The organism is Sphingobacterium spiritivorum ATCC 33861 (assembly GCF_000143765.1).
Taxonomy (GTDB): Bacteria; Bacteroidota; Bacteroidia; order Sphingobacteriales; family Sphingobacteriaceae; genus Sphingobacterium; species Sphingobacterium spiritivorum.
Genome location: NZ_GL379772.1, coordinates 392580 through 411654, shown reverse-complemented (window position 1 = coordinate 411654; position 19075 = coordinate 392580). Strand labels below are relative to the sequence as shown.

Sequence of the window (19075 nt, the reverse complement as noted above, 5' to 3'; positions counted from 1 at the left end):
ATGACGTATCATTATCTGGCATTTTTTATGGGTTTATTAGGTAGTCTGCACTGTGCAGTGATGTGTGGTCCTTTACTGATGGCTTTTCAGGGAGGTCAACAAATGTCCTGGACTGTAGTACTTAATAAAATCCTGTATCAATCCGGCCGGATATTGACTTATGGGCTTTTGGGTGTTGTCCTGGGGCTGTTTGGTAATCTGGCTTCTATACAAGGCTGGCAGCAATGGATGAGTTTGTTGACAGGAGCTATTCTGATAGGAATTGGTCTTTTCCATCTTTATGGTAAACAAAACAGCAAATTTGCCAAATGGCAGACAACCTTTATCACGCCTTTCGCTAAACTGATGGGAAGATGGCTGTATCGTCCGGGAGGAAGTTTTGTAGCTGGAATATTAAACGGGTTGCTACCTTGCGGTATGGTTTATATGGCATTGGCTGCTGCTTTGAATGCAGCTACTGTTTCAGGAAGTTTTATGTTTATGATCCTTTTCGGTACCGGTACTCTACCTTTACTATTTGCAGTTTCATTTGCAGGCCACTTTCCAAAGAAAATATTTAAGTTCAATTTTAACAAATTGCTGCCCGCCCTCTATCTTCTGATGGGCATCTGGTTTATGCTGAGGGGTGCTAATCTGGATATTCCCTATCTTAGTCCATTGATTCATATGAATGGTGCTGCACATTGTGCATAGCCGTATTCTCTTCTTTTATTTTTCTTAATCCTGATAAAATAGCCTAAATTTATTCCAGACCCGTTTGGAGGTCGCTTTAAATAAAAGATTTTTCTTCTGATTGCTGTGTATATAACAGCTGTTATTATAATCAGAGCAATGAAAATGCTATGGAAGTGCTTGCTATCGAATCACATCATGTCAATATGGTATGGGAGTTTTTAGTACAATGGTACTGGATACCACTCTCAATCTTATACATTGGTGTTATTTCTACTATTCTTATTGAAAACCGAAATCCCAGCAAGACTGTATCATGGGTAATGGTAATCGTTTTTCTTCCCGTTATCGGGCTTATTCTATATTATCTGTTTGGACAGAAATTTCAGAAGATCCGTAAATTTCAGCGCATGAGCCAGCAACAGGCTGAGCTGCTGGAACGGGAATGGAATAAACTGGAGCCCGAGATGGAACGCGATCTGGAAACGATCGAAGAGTGGATAGGCTCTGCGCACCGTGTATTTACTTTTCTCAAGAATGAGCGGCTATCTTCTCCCTCACTGCGTAACCGGGTCACTCTGCTGACGAATGGTGAGGAGAAATTTCCTGCTTTTCTGAAAGCAATCCGGGAAGCGAAGCATGCAATTCATGTAGAATATTACATTTTTGAACTGGATAGCATAGGACTGGAAGTCTTAAATGCATTGGAAGAAAAAGCAGCCGAAGGGATCAAAGTACGTTTGATCGTAGATAGTTTCGGATCGCCCGACTTAGTCAAATATCTGGTTGCAAGTAAAAAGAGCAAAATAGAATTTCAACCCTTTCTGCCTGTGACTTTTACCTCTCTGGCCAATTCCAATTATCGTAATCACCGTAAGATAGCAGTGATAGACGGACATATTGGTTTTGTCGGGGGAATTAATATTTCGGATCGCTATATCAATTATCCGGGACAATCTGATGCCGTTTTCTGGAGAGATACTTCTGTCATGATCGAAGGTGAAGCTGTAAATATGTTACAGGTAAATTTTTGGATGTCCTGGAACCAGACTGACGGCGATCCTTTTATGATTACCCGTGAATATTTATGCAGCAAACCTTTTCAGTTTCCCGAACAGGCTGCAGTGGCTTTCACATCCAGTGATCCGGGATCAGTGGGACCATTTAATATGGAAGCAATCTTACTGGCTATCAGTGAGGCTAAGAACAGAGTGCAGCTTTGTACTCCCTATTATATTCCCAGTGATGAGCTGTCTACCGCTTTGCAGGTCGCTGCTGCTTCAGGAGTTGAAGTTGAATTAATGATGCCAGCCAAATCGGATTCGTATTTTGTGCAGCATGCCAGTTTTTCTTTTCTCAAGTCTCTCTTAAACAGAGGAGTCAAAGTGTATCTGTATAATAAAGGTTTTATCCATGCCAAGACATTGTGTATTGACGGTAAAGTCGCCTTTATAGGGACTACTAATCTGGATATACGTAGTTTCTATATCAATTTTGAGATTTCTGCTATCATAAGTGATTTGCAACTATGTGTTAATCTGGAAAATCAATTTGAATTGGATAAAGCCGATTCGGACTTGCTCACATTGAAGATCTGGAAAAATCGTTCCAAATGGAAAAAAGGAGTGGATTCGCTTTGCCGGTTACTGGCTCCATTGCTTTAAGGAATGTTAAATTTCGGGGGTTTCTATGCTTGTCTCGCTAAAAATGGATATATTTAGCATTCTGAAAAATACGACGCTATACATGAAGTCATTAAAATTTCTTATTGCATTACTAATTGCCACATTTGCCTTTCAGGCTAAATCTCTGGCACAAGATAAACCGACTATTCCGATTAATACTGTTGTAGAAAAAGCACAAAAGCTTTTTCAGGTCTATCCGATCGAGAAAGTTCATGTACACTTTGATAAACCGTATTATGCTGTAGGAGATACGCTTTGGTTTAAAACTTATCTAAACAGGAATCTGTTTGAATACGATCCTTCGAAGATCACTTATGTTGAGGTGTTGAATAGCCGGGATTCACTTATTCAGACTTTTAAAATTCCATTGAAAGAAGGTGTAGGTAACGGATATTTTGTGTTGGATCCTCAATTTATGGTCAAAGACAATTACCGTTTCAGAGCTTATACCAAGTGGATGGCCAATTTTGACCCTGTGTATTTCTTTAATAAGATTATACCTATAGGAGATGCTATTAATAATAAGGTCATTACCAATATTGAATTCAAACCAAATGACAACGGTACCAAAACACAGGCAACTGTTCAGTTTAAAGATAAGACAGGTAAGATATTAAGTCGATCCAAGGTTAATTGGGAAGCTATATCGGGATGGGAAACCATCAGTAAAGGAAAAGGTGAAACCGATGACATGGGACGCATCACAATGAATATTTCTGCCAAGGATCGTGAAATACTTCAAAGCGGAGAGCTGACGGTGAAGGTCGATGGAGAGAAAGGTCAACCCCCTTTAGTGGGAAATTTTTTGCTTAAAAATGCAGTTTGGGATGTGGATGTGCAATTTTTTCCGGAAGGTGGAGATTTGATTGAAGGATTAGCAAAGAATGTAGGATTTAAAGCTGTTGGTTCGGATGGAAAAGGACAGAAAGTAACAGGCCGGATTGTAGATTCAAAGAATACTACTATAGCAGAATTTAAAGATCTGGGCTTGGGAATGGGGGTCTTCTCCATGCTGCCTATTGCAGGCGAGAAGTATAAAGCGAGTGTAAAATTTGAAAACGGGCAGGAACGTACCTATACACTTCCGGATGTAAAAACCGAATCTGTCAATCTGGTATTCCATAAGGAAGCAGATACCACTATTCAAATGGGAATCGTGACCAACGATACCTACTTTCAAAAAGTCCAGAATCAACCCTACTATATTCTGGCTGTATCCAATGGACAGTTGTGTTATGCGGCACAGGCTACACTGAAAAATCCATCATTTTTACTTACCATACCAAAAAACCGTTTTCCAAATGGGATTGCTCAGATCACACTCATGAAGCCGGATGGTACTCCAATCAGTGAACGATTGATCTATATTCAATCTGATAAATTACTGGACATAAAAGTAACAGCTGATAAGCAAGCCTACAAACCCAAAGATCTGGTCAAACTGAAACTGGCGATTGATAATAATGGTCAAAAATTTCCGGGTAGCTATTCAGTCGCTGTCGTAGACGAAACGAAAGTACCATATGATGATCAGGAAGACCTCTCTATTGTGAGTAATTTTCTGCTTACCTCGGATATCAAAGGTTATGTAGAGAAACCAAACTATTATTTTGATGATAAGGTAGCAAACAGATTACAGGCTCTGGATGCATTGTTAATGACACAAGGGTTCAGAAGGTTCTCTTACACAGATATCTTAGCAGATAAATTGCCTGCAGTTAATTTCCTTCCTGAACAAGGAATTACTATTTCCGGAGTGCTGCGTATGAATACGGGTAGAACTGTTCAGAATGCAGGATTACTTTTAAAAATCCCGGCAGCAGGAGTCAGCAAGGATGCTTACACAGATGTAAACGGTAAATTCAAATTTGAGAATGTTGTATTCCCGGATTCTTCAAAAGTGACGGTAAATGCCAGAAGCAATGAAAATTACAGAAGTCTGGTTATCAATATGGATCAATCCTATTTTCCGGGTATTGATAAGAACAATCCCTACGAAAGTAACAGGATTGACAATATAGATCGTTCAATTGCGCCATATCTGGATAACAGTCGCAAGGAATACCGTACTTCTATATTATTGGATGAAGTCGCGGTAACCGGAGTGGTGAAAAAAGTAGTATCAAGTAAAGATTTTCCGTCTTTGTCCGGATTATCAATGCCTGAGCACAGAATCGAACCATCCAGACTTTCAGGATGTAATATTCTTACCCAATGTCTGACCACTGTATTGACAGGTATCACGTTCGACACCCAAACGTTGAAGTATTATGTAAGCAGGGACTACAATGCCGGAGGACGTATCCCGGTACAGTTTTTCTTAAATGGTATGCCTATAGATGAAGCCAGTCTTAATTCGATCAATGTTCCTGATATCGAAGGGATCGAGATCTTTCTTCGGGATGAGTTAGGTACAGTGAGCAGAATGTATCAAAATAATGGTGTTGTTTCTATATATACGAAGAAAGAGAAGAAACAACCTCGGATGTCCCTTGCACAGATTGAGAGCATGTTGCCAAAAACAAATGTTATTGATATGTATCCGCTGGGGTATATTAAAGAAAGACAGTTTTATCTCCCTAAGTATGATACGCCACAACGTAAAGCTACGAATGATCTTCGTACGACAATTTACTGGAATCCGAATGTAAATGTAACCGAAGCAGGTGAAATCGAACTGGAATATTACAATGCAGATGGCAATGGTAATTATAAAGTCGTTGTCGAAGGAATGGATAAAACAGGTAATGTAGGGCGAAAAGTATTGATATATCAAGTCAAATAATGCAGACCGTAATATAAAAAAACGAGGGCTTCGGATTTAGAAGCCCTCGTTTTTTTTATATTCCCTTAAATCTGTAAATAAACAGATTTAAGAAAGAGTCTGATTTAATCTTTTTCAATTTCGGATACATTCATAGGTACTTCAGGAGTACTTTTGGAAATTTTACGTTGTCCGGTTTCTACATCTATTTCCAGTTCTGTCTGTTTGACAAGAACTGCAAATGAGGTCGGACGAATTCCTTTACCGTAACGAATAGCAATTTCTTTAGTAAACTCTGCTCCGAAGTATAAAATCGCTGAGGAGTAATACACCCAACCCAATAATACGATAATAGATCCTGCGGCTCCATATGCACTTGCTGTCGCGGATTGGGTGATGTACAAAGAGATAGCGTATCTTCCAAACATAAATAATAAGGCGGTAAATATAGCTCCTCCTAATATATCTCTGAACCTGACTTTGGCATCCGGTAGGAACGAAAATATAAAACCGAATAAAGCCGTAATAACCGTAAATGTAATTCCGGTATTAATCCAGTCGAGCATAGGCAGGCTTATATTTTCAAAATACTGACCAAAGTAATTGGTCAGTGCTACGATAATCCCGTTGATCATTAAGGAGGCAATCAGTAGAAATCCCAGACCCAATACCATGGAAAAAGATATCAGCCTGTTGATAATCAGTTTGAGCCAGCCTTTTTTTGCTTTGGCTTTCACTTTCCATATTGTATTTATAGAATCCTGTATATCTACAAAAATGGTTGTTGAGGTAATGATTAGTGTGACGATTCCGACAATAATTCCAATGTTAGATCTGTTTTCAAAGCTGATCTTTTGGATTGTTGACTGTACCTGTACAGCTACATCTTTTCCAAAGAGTTCTGAAAATTCCTTAAACACTTCATCACGTGCACCCGTGGGACCGTCTAACTGTGTACCATAGAAAAATCCAATACACCAGATAATGATGATGATAAGCGGACCTATGGAGAATACAGTGTAATAGGCCAGTGAGGCACTCATTTTCATACATTTGTCATCCAGAAAACCATTGATGACATTCATCATGAGTCCTCCAAAGTCTTTTACTCTGGCCTGAAACGGAATCTTTGACATAAACTGTTAACTTTTACTTCCTGTTTCTTCATAAATACCATTGATGGTATCTTCGAATTTCTGAAGAATAATTTTACGTTTTAAACTTAGTTTTGGTGTGAGTTCGCCGCTGTCAATACTCCATTCTTTATTCAGCAATTTGAATTTTTTAACCTGCTCCCAATGTCCGAATCCCGCATTTAACCGATCTATTTCACTTTGATATTTCTCGATGACTTTAGGATCTTTGATGATTTCATCTTTGGAGGTATAGGCTATGCCTTTGTGTTTACACCATTTTTCCAGCTCTTCAAATGCCGGAACAATCAATGCTGACGGGAATTTACGGTTTTCTCCAAGCACCATTACCTGTCCAATTAACGTAGATTCCATGAATTTGTTTTCCAATACCTGTGGCGCAACATATTTACCACCTGCAGTTTTGAACATCTCCTTCTTACGATCGGTGATTTTCAGGAAGCCATCCTTAGATAATTCGCCTATGTCTCCGGTGTGAAAATATCCTTCTTCATCAATAGCTTCTTTAGTAGCCTCCTGATTTTTATAATATCCGGCAGTAATACTGGGGCCTTTCACTAATATCTCTCCATCCTGACCGATTTTCACATCCAGATTACTTAATACTTTTCCGACTGTACCGAAACGAACTCCATTAGGTTGCCAGGTGTTGACCGCAATAACCGGTGAAGTCTCGGTCAGTCCGTAACCTTCCAGTACTTGTATGCCGGCAGCCCAGAACACACGGGCCAGACGCTCCTGTAAGGCTGCTCCTCCAGATACAATTAGCTTGATCTCGCCGCCCAATGCTTCTTTCCATTTGGAGAAGATCAGCTTGCGGGCAATACCCAGTTTAAAATTGTAAAAGGCTCCGTTTTTTTCAGGTTCCTGATATTTATGGCCAAGTTCCAATGCCCAGAAGAATAAAGCTTTTTTGATTCCAGTAAGCGCCTTACCTTTTTCTACAATCTTGTCATACACTTTTTCCAGTACACGTGGTACCGTCGTAAATGCCATTGGCTTTACTTCATTGATATCTGCCACGATATTGTCCAGATTTTCTGCATAATATATCTGAACACCACGGGAGAAATACAGATAAACAACCATACGTTCAAAAATATGGCAGAGCGGAAGGAAACTTAATGCCTTATTGTATTCTGTCTTCAGGAGGTGATTTGAGGCATTGACATTACTCATGACGTTTTTATGCGTCAGCAATACCCCCTTTGGTTTCCCAGTCGTTCCTGAAGTATAGATAAGCGTCAGCAGATCGTCTTCAGATACCGCATCCTTATAGGGCTTCAGGTCGATATCCTGCTCTTTTCCGAATGCGATCACATCATCCAGTGTCGGCAGGTCATCTATTTTTTCGAATGTAAACAGGTTAATTTCCAGATTATTCTCTTTCAGCGCTGTTTTGACTTTAGCTGTCAGCTCCGCATTGCTTACAAAAATAGAACGGACTTCAGCATCTGCTATTATATAGGTTAAGTCCTGACTGGAAAGCGTAGGGTATAAAGGTACAATAGCTGCCCCTATCTGATTGGCTGCGAAATCTACAAAGTTCCATTCCGGACGATTGCCGGACATCAGCGCTATGCGATCTCCTTTTTTCACCCCTCTGGCCAGCATAGCCTTACTTATATTATCGATGATCTCAATAAATTCGTCGGTTGAATATGTCTTCCACTTGCCTTCCCTTTTTCCGGCAACCATTACAGGCTTGCTAAATTCTTCTTTATAACGTGTGATAAAATCGAATACTCGTGTTAATGTGTTCATAGTTACAATTTAACGGGTTTATAATAGGATAGCATGTTTACTGATACCAATATAATCATTTTCAGGGTTTATTTGTATCAAAAGCTTGTCAAATATATACCAAATATCTTTTTAAACCGTTAAAATCATGTTACATTTGACATTAATATTTATAAATTTTTTTAAATGAAAAAAGTATACTTATCCGCTCTTATTATCGGCATACTAACGTTGTTTGCTATAGATGCCAAAGCTCAATTGACCAGTGATCATGCCATAGGCGGACGATTTGGTTCTGCTCAGGGTATTACCTACAGATACACTATGCGTGAAGATCGGGCCATCGAAGGAATTGTCAGTATTCAGAGTAATTCTACTTCAAGAAGATTCAGAGTGGTAGGTTTATATGAGTTTCACAAACCTTTGACCGGAGATTTTACCTGGTACTACGGATTTGGGGGAAGTGTGGGAGGATATACACGTAAGCCGTATACAGATGGAAACGGAAATCGTTTCAGCAGATCTTCTGAAGCTATTATCAGTGTGGATGGTATTGTCGGTATAGAATACAGCATTCCGAATGCTCCGGTTTCTATTTCTCTGGATGTCAAGCCTTATCTTGATTTTATTCAAAGCAGTAGCCTTAAGTTGATTGACCCGATCGGTTTTTCTATCCGGTATAAATTTTAATCTAACAAAAAAGACCTTGATCATTCAAGGTCTTTTTTGTTATCTGCTATTCAGCCAATACTGAGCCAGTTGTTTCTGTGCTGCTGTTGCTGCAGGCAGAGGGGATATTTTAAGTGATTTTTTGTTACTGATCCCTATCATAATCTCTAATTCCCGCATCAGACCATCGCGTGCAACGAGAATAGTTAATGTATCTCCCGCATTACCGGAGTTGAGTGCATATTCGAGTTCGCGCCCTGCAGGATCGAGTCTCACGCCATTGATTGCGATAAGTTCATCCTTTACGCTTAATCCTCCGGCCCAACCTGTGCTGCCGCGTTCCACATGAGTGATCATGACGCGTTGATCGTTTTTACTGAGCACGATACCCAGACTATGGGTCTGTGTGTCTGCCAGCGTATCCAGCATTTCGTAACCTACAAGATTGAAATAGCGGTTGTAGTCCAGTTCTTCATGAGCATATACGGCCTCGAATATTTCCTGAAATTTCTGACCTGTTACTTCTTTAGTTAGTGTTCTGAATTCCTCTTCTTCAAAACCTCTTCCTTTTTCTACATAAAACCGCTGATATGCTGCTCTGATGACGTCATCCAGGCTCTGTTTTCCATTGCTGTGCGCTATAATACTGATATCAAGAGCGCAGGCCAGCATCGCACCTTTGTTATAATACGAGATGGAGGTATTAATACTGTTTTCGTCAGGGCGGTATTGTTTGATCCAGGTGTCAAAACTGGACATTCCTACAGATTGCAATTCATAGCCTGGACGATTATAGACGGTATTGAATTCAGCTGCCAGCAGTTGTAAATACTCGTCCTCTGAAGTAAATCCGCATCTGCGAATGATATGATTATCATAGTAAGCTGTAAATCCTTCCATAATCCAGAGACCAGTAGTATAATTCTCTGCTTCATAATCAAATGGACCGAGAGCTTTTGGACGCAGTCTTTTGACATTCCACAGGTGAAAGTATTCGTGTGCGGCGAGACTTAGAAAATTTTTATAGATTGTTTCCTGATTATAACCATTACGTGTAGCCCCCAAAACGGTAGAATTGAGATGTTCCAGACCTCCGCCACCTGAGTAATAATTGTGTGTGATAAAGACATAACGATCATTAGGATTGGTTCCCCAGATACGCGTCTCTTCTTCGATGATAAGCTTAAGATCCTGCGATAAGCGCTCTTTGTCATAATTGCCACCGCCGACCATCGCAAATTCGTGCGGGATATCAGCTGCTTCAAAGTACCAGATATCCTGATTTCCTATTTCTATCGGACTATCAAACAGAATATCAAAATCCGGCGCATAATAAGTATTTGTCTTATCAGGGACAGCCGCTAATCCGGTCGAAATTTTATCCCAGTTCAGATAAGGAATTAATGTGACTTCAGAATCATGATCCAGATGGCCGTCAATATAGAAAAACGTAGCTGCAGGTACTATAAATGCATGTGTGTCATCTACAAAGTTTGTTCTTACGGATACTTCAAAACAATACACCCTGTAGTATACATGGATATCCTTTTTGCCGGCAAATATCCGCCATGTATTTTTAGACAGTTTTTCAAATGTTAAAGGCTTATCATCTGTATCTGAAGCACAAAAAGACTCCAGATTTTTAGCATATTCACGTATCAGATAAGATCCGGGTGTCCATACAGGCATCTTTACATCAATGTAATCCTGATTAAAGTTTGAGACAGACATTTTGATATCGGCATAATGCGCCTGAGGTTCAGAAAAGGATACTTGAAATGCTATGGATGTTTTTGCCATGTGTTACGATTAAGTTGCAACTGATAGTTATCGTGAATTTGTTACAAATGTAAGGGTATGTATTTGTTAAGCCAAATAAATCCGGATGTTATTGATTGTCTGTCTGCGGAATTCCCGATTAAGTTCTTTTTTTGATTCTGCTTTTTGCGTATATTTGAAGTTAGGGGATCTCCCACTTTTTGAATAAACACATATGATATTAGTTGCAGACAGTGGTTCGTCAAAATCAGATTGGATTTTGGATTTGCCGGATAGTAAACCGTTAACCTTCTCTACAAAAGGATTAAATCCCTTTTTTGTGAGTGAAAAAGAGATTGAAAGAGTTTTGAAGGAAGTTCCGGAGATTATTCCGTATGCTGATGAAATCAAAGAAGTATATTTTTACGGTGCCGGCTGTGTGACTCCGGACCGCCGTGAATTGGTTTCCAATGCGCTGACCCAATTGTTTCCTTCTGCTTTTATATCCGTTGAGTCTGATCTTCTTGGTTCTGCTCTGGCGACTTGTGGTATGAATAAGGGCTTTATTGCGACTATGGGTACAGGATCTGATGTTAGCTTTTTCGATGGAGAGCTTTTGCTAGCCAGTCACAATGGAAACGGATATGTATTAGGCGATGAAGGCTCGGGAGCGTGGTTTGGAAAACAGTTGATTACCAGTTTTCTTTATGGTAAAATGCCAGTTGATCTGGCTGGTAAATTTGAAGAGAAATATCGTATATCAAAAGATGTCGTCATTAAGAATGTCTATCAGAAAGAAAGACCTAATACTTATCTGGCCAATTTTGCCGAATTTATGGATGCAAACAGACTACATCCGTTTATAGATAGTCTGTTACGTAAGGGAATGGATGAGTTTGTCAAAACAAATATTCTTACTTATCCCAAATATTGGGAGTATGAATGCCACTTTGTAGGTTCTATTGCCTTTCATTTTGATTTGATATTAAGAGATGTCTGCAGAATCCATGGGGTTCGTGTAGGATCGATCCTTAAATCTCCGATTCAGGAAATTTTCAGTTTTGTAATAGAACGGGAAAAAAACTCTATCTTAGATATTTAAATGTTATAACTATGATTTTAATGACTTTAATGGTGTGTATGTCGATGATTACGAATACCCCTACAGTGTATGATTACAGTTTTAAAGATATGGAAGGGAAGACAATCAATCTTTCGGATTATAAAGGAAAAAAGATACTGATTGTCAATACAGCTTCCAAGTGTGGGTTTACCAAACAGTATAAAGATCTTCAGGCTCTTTCTGAGCAATATGGTGATAAAGTAGTGGTTATAGGCTTCCCTGCAAATAACTTCGGAGGTCAGGAGCCCGGTTCAAATGAAGAAATTCAGGACTTTTGCGAAAAGAATTTCGGAGTGACTTTTACACTTTCTGAAAAGGTAGAGGTAAAGGGAGATCAGATTGACCCCTTATTTAAATTTCTGACTAATCAGGAGAACCCGGATTTCAAAGGCGAGATTAAGTGGAATTTTGAAAAATTCCTTATCGATGAAAATGGTAAACTAATTCATCGCTACCGTTCAGCAGTGAATCCTTTAGATAAATCCATTACATCGCAATTATAAGACTGTAAAAAAATAAGAGAGCCGGAATATTATTCCGGTTTTTTTGTTTTATATCAAAAAGAAGCGACTCCTGTGGGGCAGGAGTCGCTAACTAACCAATTATAAACCTAAATTATGAAAAGTATTTTGTCGCTTATTACTAAGCTATCTTATTTGCTATATAAGGTATATATCAAATAGTTTGCCAAAATTATTTTTCAATATTAATATGATGTTAAGATTTTGTTAATTTTAATGTTTAATCCAGATTGTAATAGCATGAACGGCATCTGGGCTCATAACTTTCTTTTTCTCCTAATAAAACCTGCTTATCATTATTGGTTAAACGGTAAGAATAATTAGCAGGAGCACCACACCGGACACATACAGCATGCACTTTTGTCACGTGTTCTGCTACAGCCATAATGGCGGGGATAGGGCCAAACGGTTTTCCTTTAAAATCCATGTCCAATCCTGCCACAATGACACGTAATCCTTTGTTTGCTAATTGTACACATACATTAGGCAATTCATCATCAAAAAACTGGGCTTCATCTATTCCTACAACACGGGTGTCTGCGCTTAGCAGTAAAATGGCTGAAGAGTTAGATACCGGAGTAGAGGAGATACTATTCTGATCATGAGATACTACACGCTGTTCATCATACCGGATGTCTACAGAAGGCTTAAAAATCTCTACATTCAGTTTTGCAAACTGTGCTCTTTTAAGCCTTCTGATCAGTTCTTCTGTTTTACCGGAAAACATCGATCCGCAGATCACCTCAATACTTCCGTAGGTCGCTCTTCGCGCTCCAAAATTATGTTCAGAAAATAACATCTCTTAAAAAAATATGTGTCGAAATTATAAAATATAAGGGCTTGAAAAACGTTAGAATATTGACGTTTAACCGATATTACAGGACGCTAATATCGAAATAAAATGTTAGATTTGACATAGACAATTAGAGAGTCTTTCCGAAATTGGTAATTATCAATAACTTGAATTTCTAATTGTTCATTCCTTCGTTTGTATAAAAACATAACAGAAAAAATATCAGGATGGCAGCTACAAAACAAGACATCTTCGCTAAAATCGGCGATCTACTTTTAGAACTAAATGATCAATATGCTACTTGCAGTGAGCATGAAAACTGTGACTTGATTGAAATTTCACTGTTAGAAGCCAAAGCCAGGTTTCTGGCAGATCATATTAATATTTTAAAAACATTGAACCTGCAGGAGACTACCACTAACAACCAACAGCCGGTACATGAAGTGACTGAAACCTACAAAGTCAATTCGGAGGTCGAGAAAGTTCCTTTTGAAACATATTTTACACCTTCTTCTCAGGTCGAAAAAGAGGAAGTAGATGAGCAGCCTGTGCATGAAGAGATTGTTGAAAATATGCCGGAGACAACGAATATCGTTCAGGAGGAATCAGCGATACAGGAAGAAACAATTGAGGAATATACAGAAGCTAATGATACGGAGCAATATCATAATGATATTACAGGCGAGTCAGAAGAGGAACTTGTACAGAACAGTGAACCGGAAGAAATAGTAGCCGATAAAGCAGAGCCACAGCCTGTACAGGAAAACATTCGCTTTGAAACACCAGTTTCGTTTTCCCAACCGGAATCCGCTCCCGTTCAGCCGGCACCTGTTTCAACAACGCCTGTACAACAGCCTGAGCCACTTAATGAGCCGCCGATTGCAGAACCTGTAGTAAATACTGTTATTATTGAAGAAAAATCAATTGTTGTGGAAGAGTCTGTAGAGGAAAAACCCTCCAGACCGTTAACCCTGAACGAGCTGATTTCTCAACAGAAAAAAGCAGGGTTAGGACAAGGTAATATTTTTCAGACTTCACAAAACGGTACGGAAAGAATCAGTGATCTGAAAGTTGCAGTAAGTCTTAATGATAAACTGTTATTTATCAAAGACTTGTTTAATGGATACAGCCTTGCGTACAGTGAAGCTATTGAACTATTAAACAGGTTTGATAATCTGGCAGAAGCGGATGCATTTTTGCAAACAAACTATGCGTTGAAAAATGGCTGGAGTGATAAACCGCAGACAGTAGAAAAGTTGTACGCCATACTCCGTAAGAAATTTATCTAAAGAACTAACGGGATTATATAAAATAAGAGCAGGCATTCCAGATGGAATGCCTGCTCTTATTTTATCCCAGATCAAAGTTGATCCAGTCAACGCCATGATGACCAAAAATAAAATATTTGGGCTGTATGATCTCTGCCAGTATTTCCAGTTCCAGTAAATAATCTTTACCCGGTACATTTGCGAAATCATCTTTTTTAATAATATAGATTTTATTATTCTTAATAGCAGGAATACTGCTCCATTCTTCCTGTTGAATAAACTGGGGCAATTGTCCGTATAGTAAGAATTCGTCCTGCTTGATCAGGAGAATATCAGCATCCTTATATTCCTGAATCTCTAGAGGTACTCCACCAGCAATACGAATGCTCTCAGTTATCAAGGCAGACTGAAGAGGGGAGGCTGGGTCTATATTTTCAAGTAAGAGTACTTTTGGACGTGTCTCTGTCGGTATAAATTTTAGCTTGTGAACCAGTATATCTACCTCTTCTTCCAGTTCTTCTGCAAGATTACTGGCGGGCGTATGCATATGTGTAAATCGTTCAATGAACAATTTGAGGTCTTCAAAGGAAGCGATATCTTGTGCGGATTGTACGAGTGCAGGTTCAATGCTGATCGGTTGCAGATTTAATTTTTCTACCAATTCATCAATCAGTGCGTTTTTATATTCAAGCATGCTGCAAAGGTAATAAGGATCAGGATAACTACCTAATTCCATTGGTTTGCCACAAGTAAATTTGTTATTTCAGCGCTGTATTTTGTAAATTGCATCTTCAAAACAGCTAAATAAATATATAAAGATATGTTTGATAAACTTTTCGAAGCCCAACAAAAGGCACAGGAGATTAAAAAGAGACTGGATAATATTTCTGTTTTTGGCGAAGCAGAGGGAGGTGTGATCAAAGTGGTGGCCACAGCAAATAAAGAAATCAGAGAGATTACTATAGATCCTGTTTTTCTGGATAATGCAGACAAGGAAGAGTTGGAGGAACTATTGATCGTTGCGCTCAATAAGGCCCTTGTACAAGCCGAAAATGTCAGTCAGTCTGAAATGCAGGCTTCTGCCCAGGATATGCTGGGTGGTTTTGGTGGATTGGGTAATTTGTTCAATAAATAAACGGTACGCTATATGAAAATTACTTATTACGGTCAATCCTGTGTGTTATTCGACTTTGACGGACATCAGGTATTATTAGATCCTTTCGTTACATATAATCCGATTGCAGAGCATGTCGATGTCAATGCACTTAATCCTGAATATATATTTGTCAGTCACGCACATCAGGATCATGTCGCGGACTTGCTGACGGTACAAAAGAATAGCAATGCTATCGTTGCTACAGTCGTGGAAACTGCTGCATGGGTAAGAAAACAAGGTGTTCCTGACGATAAAGTTGTGGAGTTCAATCTAGGAGGTACTATTGAGACGACTTTTGGAAAAGTCAAAATGGTAATCGCTATTCATACCAACAGCACTCCGGACGGAGCATATGGGGGCTGGCCTGTAGGTTATGTATTTTTTGCAGGAGATAAAAAAATCTATTTTGCAGGGGATACAGCATTAACATACGATATGAAATTATTGGAAGATTTGCAACTGGACTGGGCATTTTTACCGATCGGAGGTCATTATACTATGGATGTAGAGGATGCTGTAAAGGCAGCTCAGTTTATTAACTGTAAACACATTGTAGGTATTCATTATAATACATTTCCTCCGATTACAATTGATGTAGAAGTAGCTAAGCGTAAGTTTAGTGACGCCGGATTGCAATTGTCTTTGCCGGGAATAGGAGAGACAATCTCACTTTAGTACAGGGTTGGGAAATGCAAAAAACATGTAATATAAAAAAAACCGGAAAATTAGTTTTCCGGTTTTTTTATGTTTAATTCTTATTTTTTTGCTGCACGGTTCATGTGGAACTGTACCAGATCATCGATTGGAGAACGCAGGATTTTTCCAACTTTCATTCCATATTGACCAGCTTTTTCTTCCAGTACATTGCGGAAATTGTAACCCACAGAACCGATACAATTGAATGTATAGCTCTGGTAGTCTGGATACTTACTTACCAGGTTGCTGAAGAAGGCCTCAAAAGAGTCTTCTACAATTTTGCGGGTATATTGAATATTGACATTGTTGTCATATACGAATTTGCTAAAACTTGCACAGAAACGGTTAGCTAACGGCTTAGTGTATACGCTGTCCATAATTTCATCAGGTAATAGCTTATAAGTTTCATAAAATACTTTTTTTACATCTGCAGGCATAAGATCACGGATATAATCTATCAGTAATTTTTTACCGATGTAGCTTCCGCTTCCCTCATCTCCTAATATATAGGCACCTGAGTCAATGTTTTTTGTAATCTCTTCACCATCATATATACAGCTGTTGGTACCTGTGCCTAAAATAGCTGCAAAGCCAGATTCTGTACCTAATAGTGCTCTTGCTGCCGCAAGCAGATCGTGACCAACTTCAACTTTAGAATTAGGGAAAACCTGCTGAATAGCATTGACTACGATTTGAGCTTTCTCCTGATTGTGAACTCCTGCTCCGTAATAGTTTACTTCAGAGATTTTGTCAAATGGTAAGTCAAGAGGAAGTCCTTTTTTTAATGAATTAACGATGTATTCACTATCCACAAAGTATGGATTGTATCCTTCAGTATTAAAGTAAATTTTCTTGTTGGAATCATCTAACAAACACCAGTTTGTCTTGGTAGATCCTCCGTCAGCAATTATAATCATTATGTATGAAGTTAATTTGTGTTTATATTGTTTGTTTGTTGTTTCTTGTGCTAAAATGATATGTTTATCTCTCCGAAAATACGTTTTTTATGCATAAAACAATAATATTTAGATTGTTTATTTTGAATAATAATGAGTCGGTCATTACTTTTTAATAAAAAACGCCGCTTACAGTGCTGTAAACGGCGTTTGTGAATTTCGTCACAATTTTATTCAATAGTGTACTAAATACAATTAGTCATTCAGTTTTTGCTTAATTAATGACCTCCTTCAGCTTCTATTTCATCAATATTGATTCCTTGTTTCTTTAAGAATCCTCTTACCATTATGGCAAAGATGACAATATAAACGAAACCGAATAGTGGTAATATATACGAATTGTGGATACCGATAATGTCCGCCAGTTTCCCCTGAATAGGAGGTATTACACCGCCACCTAAGATCATCATGACCAGGAATGCAGAACCTTGAGCCGTATATTTGCCTAATCCAACGATGGATAAACTGAAAATAGACGACCACATAATAGAACATGCAAGTCCGCCGGCAAGGAAAGCATAAATAGCTACAACACCTGAAGTCAGCAGACCTGTCAGCATCGCGCCGATTCCGAATAATCCGAAGATAATCAGAGTACGCACCGGTTTTTCTTTACTCAGGAAGAATGCGATGATCTGAATCGCTATACAAACAGCGTAGAAATAAAGGTGTGACATTTCAAATCCAGCCAATGTATTGACTCCTATAATAACAGAGAATGCTATAAACGGAACAATGATCAATAATAATTGCTTAGTAGATTTTGCCAGTTTAAACGCACTGATCGCTCCGGCCCATCGTCCTATCATCATACTTCCCCAGTACATAGATACATAAGGCGTGATTTGCGAGGATTGCAGACTGCCGAATTCTTTCAACGTCAGCAACTCTCCCAGATTACTTCCGATTGCAACTTCTACACCTACATATAAGAATAAGGCTAACATCCCCAATACTAACTGAGGATATTTCATAGCCCCCCAACCTTCTGCATTTTTCTTAGCACTCAGATTAGAGTATAATAAACCTCCTACTACCACTATAAATGCACCTGCCAGCCACATCATTCTTGTTTTTTCAAGAGGATGGGAGATTTCTGCAATTTGTGCCTTTAACTGGTCAATAGCAGAGACGTCTGTCAATGTTTTGAGTTGTTCGCGCAGGCCTTCAAGCTGAATGGCTTCATCACTTTTGTAGCTTAGAAATACAGGTGCAAACATGGCAAATAACAGGATGGTCATGATTATGAGCGTTGTCAATGCTTTACTTGCTTTTTCCATAGGTTCATCACTGATACCTGCAGGTACTTTTTTAGAGAAATGGAACAATGCTGCCGCCAGAACAAATAATAAGCCAACACCTATATATAGAATGATGACTTTATCTAAGGGAAGATTCGCAATCTCGCTGTCAGATATGGTTTCGAATGTTCCGAAAAGCGCAAATCCAATAACCAGAGGGCCGATTGTTGTTCCGAAAGAGTTGATTCCTCCCCCAAGATTTACACGCGAAGATCCGGTTTTAGGATCGCCTAAAAGAACAGCAAACGGGTTGGCAGCGGTCTGTTGTAGGGAAAAACCCAAAGCAACAGTAAACAGCCCCAGTAACATTCCTACATACAAGTTGACTTCTACAGCAATGATCATAGCTCCTGCACCGAGTGCAGAAAAAAGCAGACCATAGACAATACTTTTCTTGTAGCCCCAATGGCCAACCAGATCTTTACCTTTTACTGTGCTGAAAATAAACAACAACAGGGCACCAATGTAATAAGCCGTGTAAAAAGCAAAGTCAATGAGTTGGGATTGAAATTGATCTAAATGGAAATAGTTTTTACAAAAAGGAATGAAAACACTGTTTCCAGCAGCAATAAAACCCCAGAAAAAGAATACCACTACTAACGTATAAAGGGCAGGGTAATTAGTTTTAATTTCGTTTTCTTTCATGAAAGGTGATTTTAAATAAGACAGCTAACATACAAAGAATTCAAAACAAATCTCCATAATTTAACCAAAAAAGTTATGTTAAAGTGTTTAGTAAAACGATTTACTTAGAATAGGATTATTATAATTTGGTTTTTTTTGCATTTTTTCTTTGAAATTAGAATACTTATGTTT

Annotated in this window: 16 protein-coding genes; 9 read left to right on the top strand and 7 right to left on the bottom strand. The window is 38.8% G+C overall.

What is annotated here, in order from left to right:
* The 3 genes from HMPREF0766_RS16250 (at window position 1) to HMPREF0766_RS16240 (ending at window position 5142) form a co-directional block, all read left to right on the top strand.
* Entirely contained in the window at window positions 1-693 is a 693-nt protein-coding gene (locus HMPREF0766_RS16250; RefSeq protein WP_002999515.1) for a sulfite exporter TauE/SafE family protein, read from the top strand.
* Window positions 694-842: 149 nt separating this feature from the next.
* Window positions 843-2336, top strand: a complete 1494-nt coding sequence (gene cls, locus HMPREF0766_RS16245) for a cardiolipin synthase (protein WP_002999513.1) — start codon at window positions 843-845, stop codon at window positions 2334-2336.
* Between the two features lie 82 nt (window positions 2337-2418).
* Window positions 2419-5142, top strand: coding sequence for a carboxypeptidase-like regulatory domain-containing protein (locus HMPREF0766_RS16240; RefSeq protein WP_236590423.1), 2724 nt, complete (start codon window positions 2419-2421; stop codon window positions 5140-5142).
* 104 nt (window positions 5143-5246) lie between these two features.
* On the opposite strand, the gene HMPREF0766_RS16235 is transcribed toward HMPREF0766_RS16240, so the two are convergent.
* Window positions 5247-6257, bottom strand: coding sequence for a YihY/virulence factor BrkB family protein (locus HMPREF0766_RS16235; protein WP_002999507.1), 1011 nt, complete (start codon window positions 6255-6257; stop codon window positions 5247-5249).
* A gap of 6 nt (window positions 6258-6263) precedes the next feature.
* The gene (locus HMPREF0766_RS16230) at window positions 6264-8039 is read right to left on the bottom strand and encodes an AMP-dependent synthetase/ligase (protein ID WP_002999505.1); all 1776 of its coding nucleotides are present in this window, start codon (window positions 8037-8039) and stop codon (window positions 6264-6266) included.
* Between the two features lie 165 nt (window positions 8040-8204).
* Between HMPREF0766_RS16230 and HMPREF0766_RS16225 the strand changes: the two genes are divergently transcribed.
* Complete coding sequence (locus HMPREF0766_RS16225) at window positions 8205-8708, top strand: hypothetical protein (protein ID WP_002999502.1); 504 nt, start codon at window positions 8205-8207, stop codon at window positions 8706-8708.
* A gap of 39 nt (window positions 8709-8747) precedes the next feature.
* On the opposite strand, the gene HMPREF0766_RS16220 is transcribed toward HMPREF0766_RS16225, so the two are convergent.
* Window positions 8748-10487 carry a M61 family metallopeptidase gene (locus HMPREF0766_RS16220; RefSeq protein WP_002999501.1) on the bottom strand — a complete coding sequence of 580 codons (1740 nt, stop codon included), beginning with the start codon at window positions 10485-10487 and terminating at the stop codon, window positions 8748-8750.
* A 193-nt stretch (window positions 10488-10680) separates the two neighbouring features.
* On the opposite strand from HMPREF0766_RS16220, the gene HMPREF0766_RS16215 reads away from it, so the two are divergent.
* Together HMPREF0766_RS16215 and HMPREF0766_RS16210 are read left to right on the top strand one after the other, a co-directional pair.
* The gene (locus HMPREF0766_RS16215) at window positions 10681-11547 is read left to right on the top strand and encodes a hypothetical protein (RefSeq protein ID WP_002999499.1); all 867 of its coding nucleotides are present in this window, start codon (window positions 10681-10683) and stop codon (window positions 11545-11547) included.
* A gap of 11 nt (window positions 11548-11558) precedes the next feature.
* Entirely contained in the window at window positions 11559-12071 is a 513-nt protein-coding gene (locus tag HMPREF0766_RS16210) for a glutathione peroxidase (protein ID WP_002999497.1), read from the top strand.
* A 238-nt stretch (window positions 12072-12309) separates the two neighbouring features.
* On the opposite strand, the gene HMPREF0766_RS16205 is transcribed toward HMPREF0766_RS16210, so the two are convergent.
* Window positions 12310-12888 (bottom strand): thymidine kinase, encoded by a 579-nt coding sequence (locus HMPREF0766_RS16205; protein ID WP_002999496.1) that lies wholly within the window; start codon window positions 12886-12888, stop codon window positions 12310-12312.
* A 221-nt stretch (window positions 12889-13109) separates the two neighbouring features.
* Between HMPREF0766_RS16205 and HMPREF0766_RS16200 the strand changes: the two genes are divergently transcribed.
* A complete protein-coding gene (locus tag HMPREF0766_RS16200) occupies window positions 13110-14171 on the top strand; it encodes a hypothetical protein (protein WP_002999494.1) in 1062 nt (353 codons plus the stop codon).
* Window positions 14172-14232: 61 nt separating this feature from the next.
* Here HMPREF0766_RS16200 and HMPREF0766_RS16195 read toward each other — a convergent pair whose 3' ends face one another.
* On the bottom strand, window positions 14233-14886 hold the full coding sequence (locus HMPREF0766_RS16195) for a substrate-binding domain-containing protein (RefSeq protein ID WP_236590424.1): 654 nt from the start codon (window positions 14884-14886) through the stop codon (window positions 14233-14235).
* An 84-nt stretch (window positions 14887-14970) separates the two neighbouring features.
* Between HMPREF0766_RS16195 and HMPREF0766_RS16190 the strand changes: the two genes are divergently transcribed.
* Entirely contained in the window at window positions 14971-15285 is a 315-nt protein-coding gene (locus tag HMPREF0766_RS16190) for a YbaB/EbfC family nucleoid-associated protein (RefSeq protein WP_002999491.1), read from the top strand.
* A 12-nt stretch (window positions 15286-15297) separates the two neighbouring features.
* Window positions 15298-15981, top strand: a complete 684-nt coding sequence (locus HMPREF0766_RS16185) for a metal-dependent hydrolase (RefSeq protein ID WP_002999489.1) — start codon at window positions 15298-15300, stop codon at window positions 15979-15981.
* Window positions 15982-16061: 80 nt separating this feature from the next.
* On the opposite strand, the gene HMPREF0766_RS16180 is transcribed toward HMPREF0766_RS16185, so the two are convergent.
* The gene (locus tag HMPREF0766_RS16180; RefSeq protein WP_002999488.1) at window positions 16062-16919 is read right to left on the bottom strand and encodes a hypothetical protein; all 858 of its coding nucleotides are present in this window, start codon (window positions 16917-16919) and stop codon (window positions 16062-16064) included.
* Between the two features lie 257 nt (window positions 16920-17176).
* Window positions 17177-18904 (bottom strand): MFS transporter, encoded by a 1728-nt coding sequence (locus HMPREF0766_RS16175; RefSeq protein WP_002999486.1) that lies wholly within the window; start codon window positions 18902-18904, stop codon window positions 17177-17179.
* Window positions 18905-19075: the final 171 nt, after the last annotated feature.

Excerpts from the sequence above, each read along its gene's own strand:
- HMPREF0766_RS16180 (WP_002999488.1), bottom strand. The coding sequence starts at position 16,919 with ATGATTATAATTGCTGACGGAGGATCTACCAAGACAAACTGGTGTTTG.
- HMPREF0766_RS16235 (WP_002999507.1), bottom strand. The coding sequence starts at position 6,257 with ATGTCAAAGATTCCGTTTCAGGCCAGAGTAAAAGACTTTGGAGGACTC.
- HMPREF0766_RS16200 (WP_002999494.1), top strand. The coding sequence starts at position 13,110 with ATGGCAGCTACAAAACAAGACATCTTCGCTAAAATCGGCGATCTACTT.
- HMPREF0766_RS16215 (WP_002999499.1), top strand. The coding sequence starts at position 10,681 with ATGATATTAGTTGCAGACAGTGGTTCGTCAAAATCAGATTGGATTTTG.
- HMPREF0766_RS16210 (WP_002999497.1), top strand. The coding sequence starts at position 11,559 with ATGATTTTAATGACTTTAATGGTGTGTATGTCGATGATTACGAATACC.
- HMPREF0766_RS16195 (WP_236590424.1), bottom strand. The coding sequence starts at position 14,886 with ATGGAATTAGGTAGTTATCCTGATCCTTATTACCTTTGCAGCATGCTT.
- HMPREF0766_RS16175 (WP_002999486.1), bottom strand. The coding sequence starts at position 18,904 with ATGAAAGAAAACGAAATTAAAACTAATTACCCTGCCCTTTATACGTTA.
- HMPREF0766_RS16205 (WP_002999496.1), bottom strand. The coding sequence starts at position 12,888 with ATGTTATTTTCTGAACATAATTTTGGAGCGCGAAGAGCGACCTACGGA.
- HMPREF0766_RS16250 (WP_002999515.1), top strand. The coding sequence starts at position 1 with ATGACGTATCATTATCTGGCATTTTTTATGGGTTTATTAGGTAGTCTG.
- cls (WP_002999513.1), top strand. The coding sequence starts at position 843 with ATGGAAGTGCTTGCTATCGAATCACATCATGTCAATATGGTATGGGAG.
- HMPREF0766_RS16225 (WP_002999502.1), top strand. The coding sequence starts at position 8,205 with ATGAAAAAAGTATACTTATCCGCTCTTATTATCGGCATACTAACGTTG.
- HMPREF0766_RS16185 (WP_002999489.1), top strand. The coding sequence starts at position 15,298 with ATGAAAATTACTTATTACGGTCAATCCTGTGTGTTATTCGACTTTGAC.
- HMPREF0766_RS16220 (WP_002999501.1), bottom strand. The coding sequence starts at position 10,487 with ATGGCAAAAACATCCATAGCATTTCAAGTATCCTTTTCTGAACCTCAG.
- HMPREF0766_RS16190 (WP_002999491.1), top strand. The coding sequence starts at position 14,971 with ATGTTTGATAAACTTTTCGAAGCCCAACAAAAGGCACAGGAGATTAAA.
- HMPREF0766_RS16230 (WP_002999505.1), bottom strand. The coding sequence starts at position 8,039 with ATGAACACATTAACACGAGTATTCGATTTTATCACACGTTATAAAGAA.
- HMPREF0766_RS16240 (WP_236590423.1), top strand. The coding sequence starts at position 2,419 with ATGAAGTCATTAAAATTTCTTATTGCATTACTAATTGCCACATTTGCC.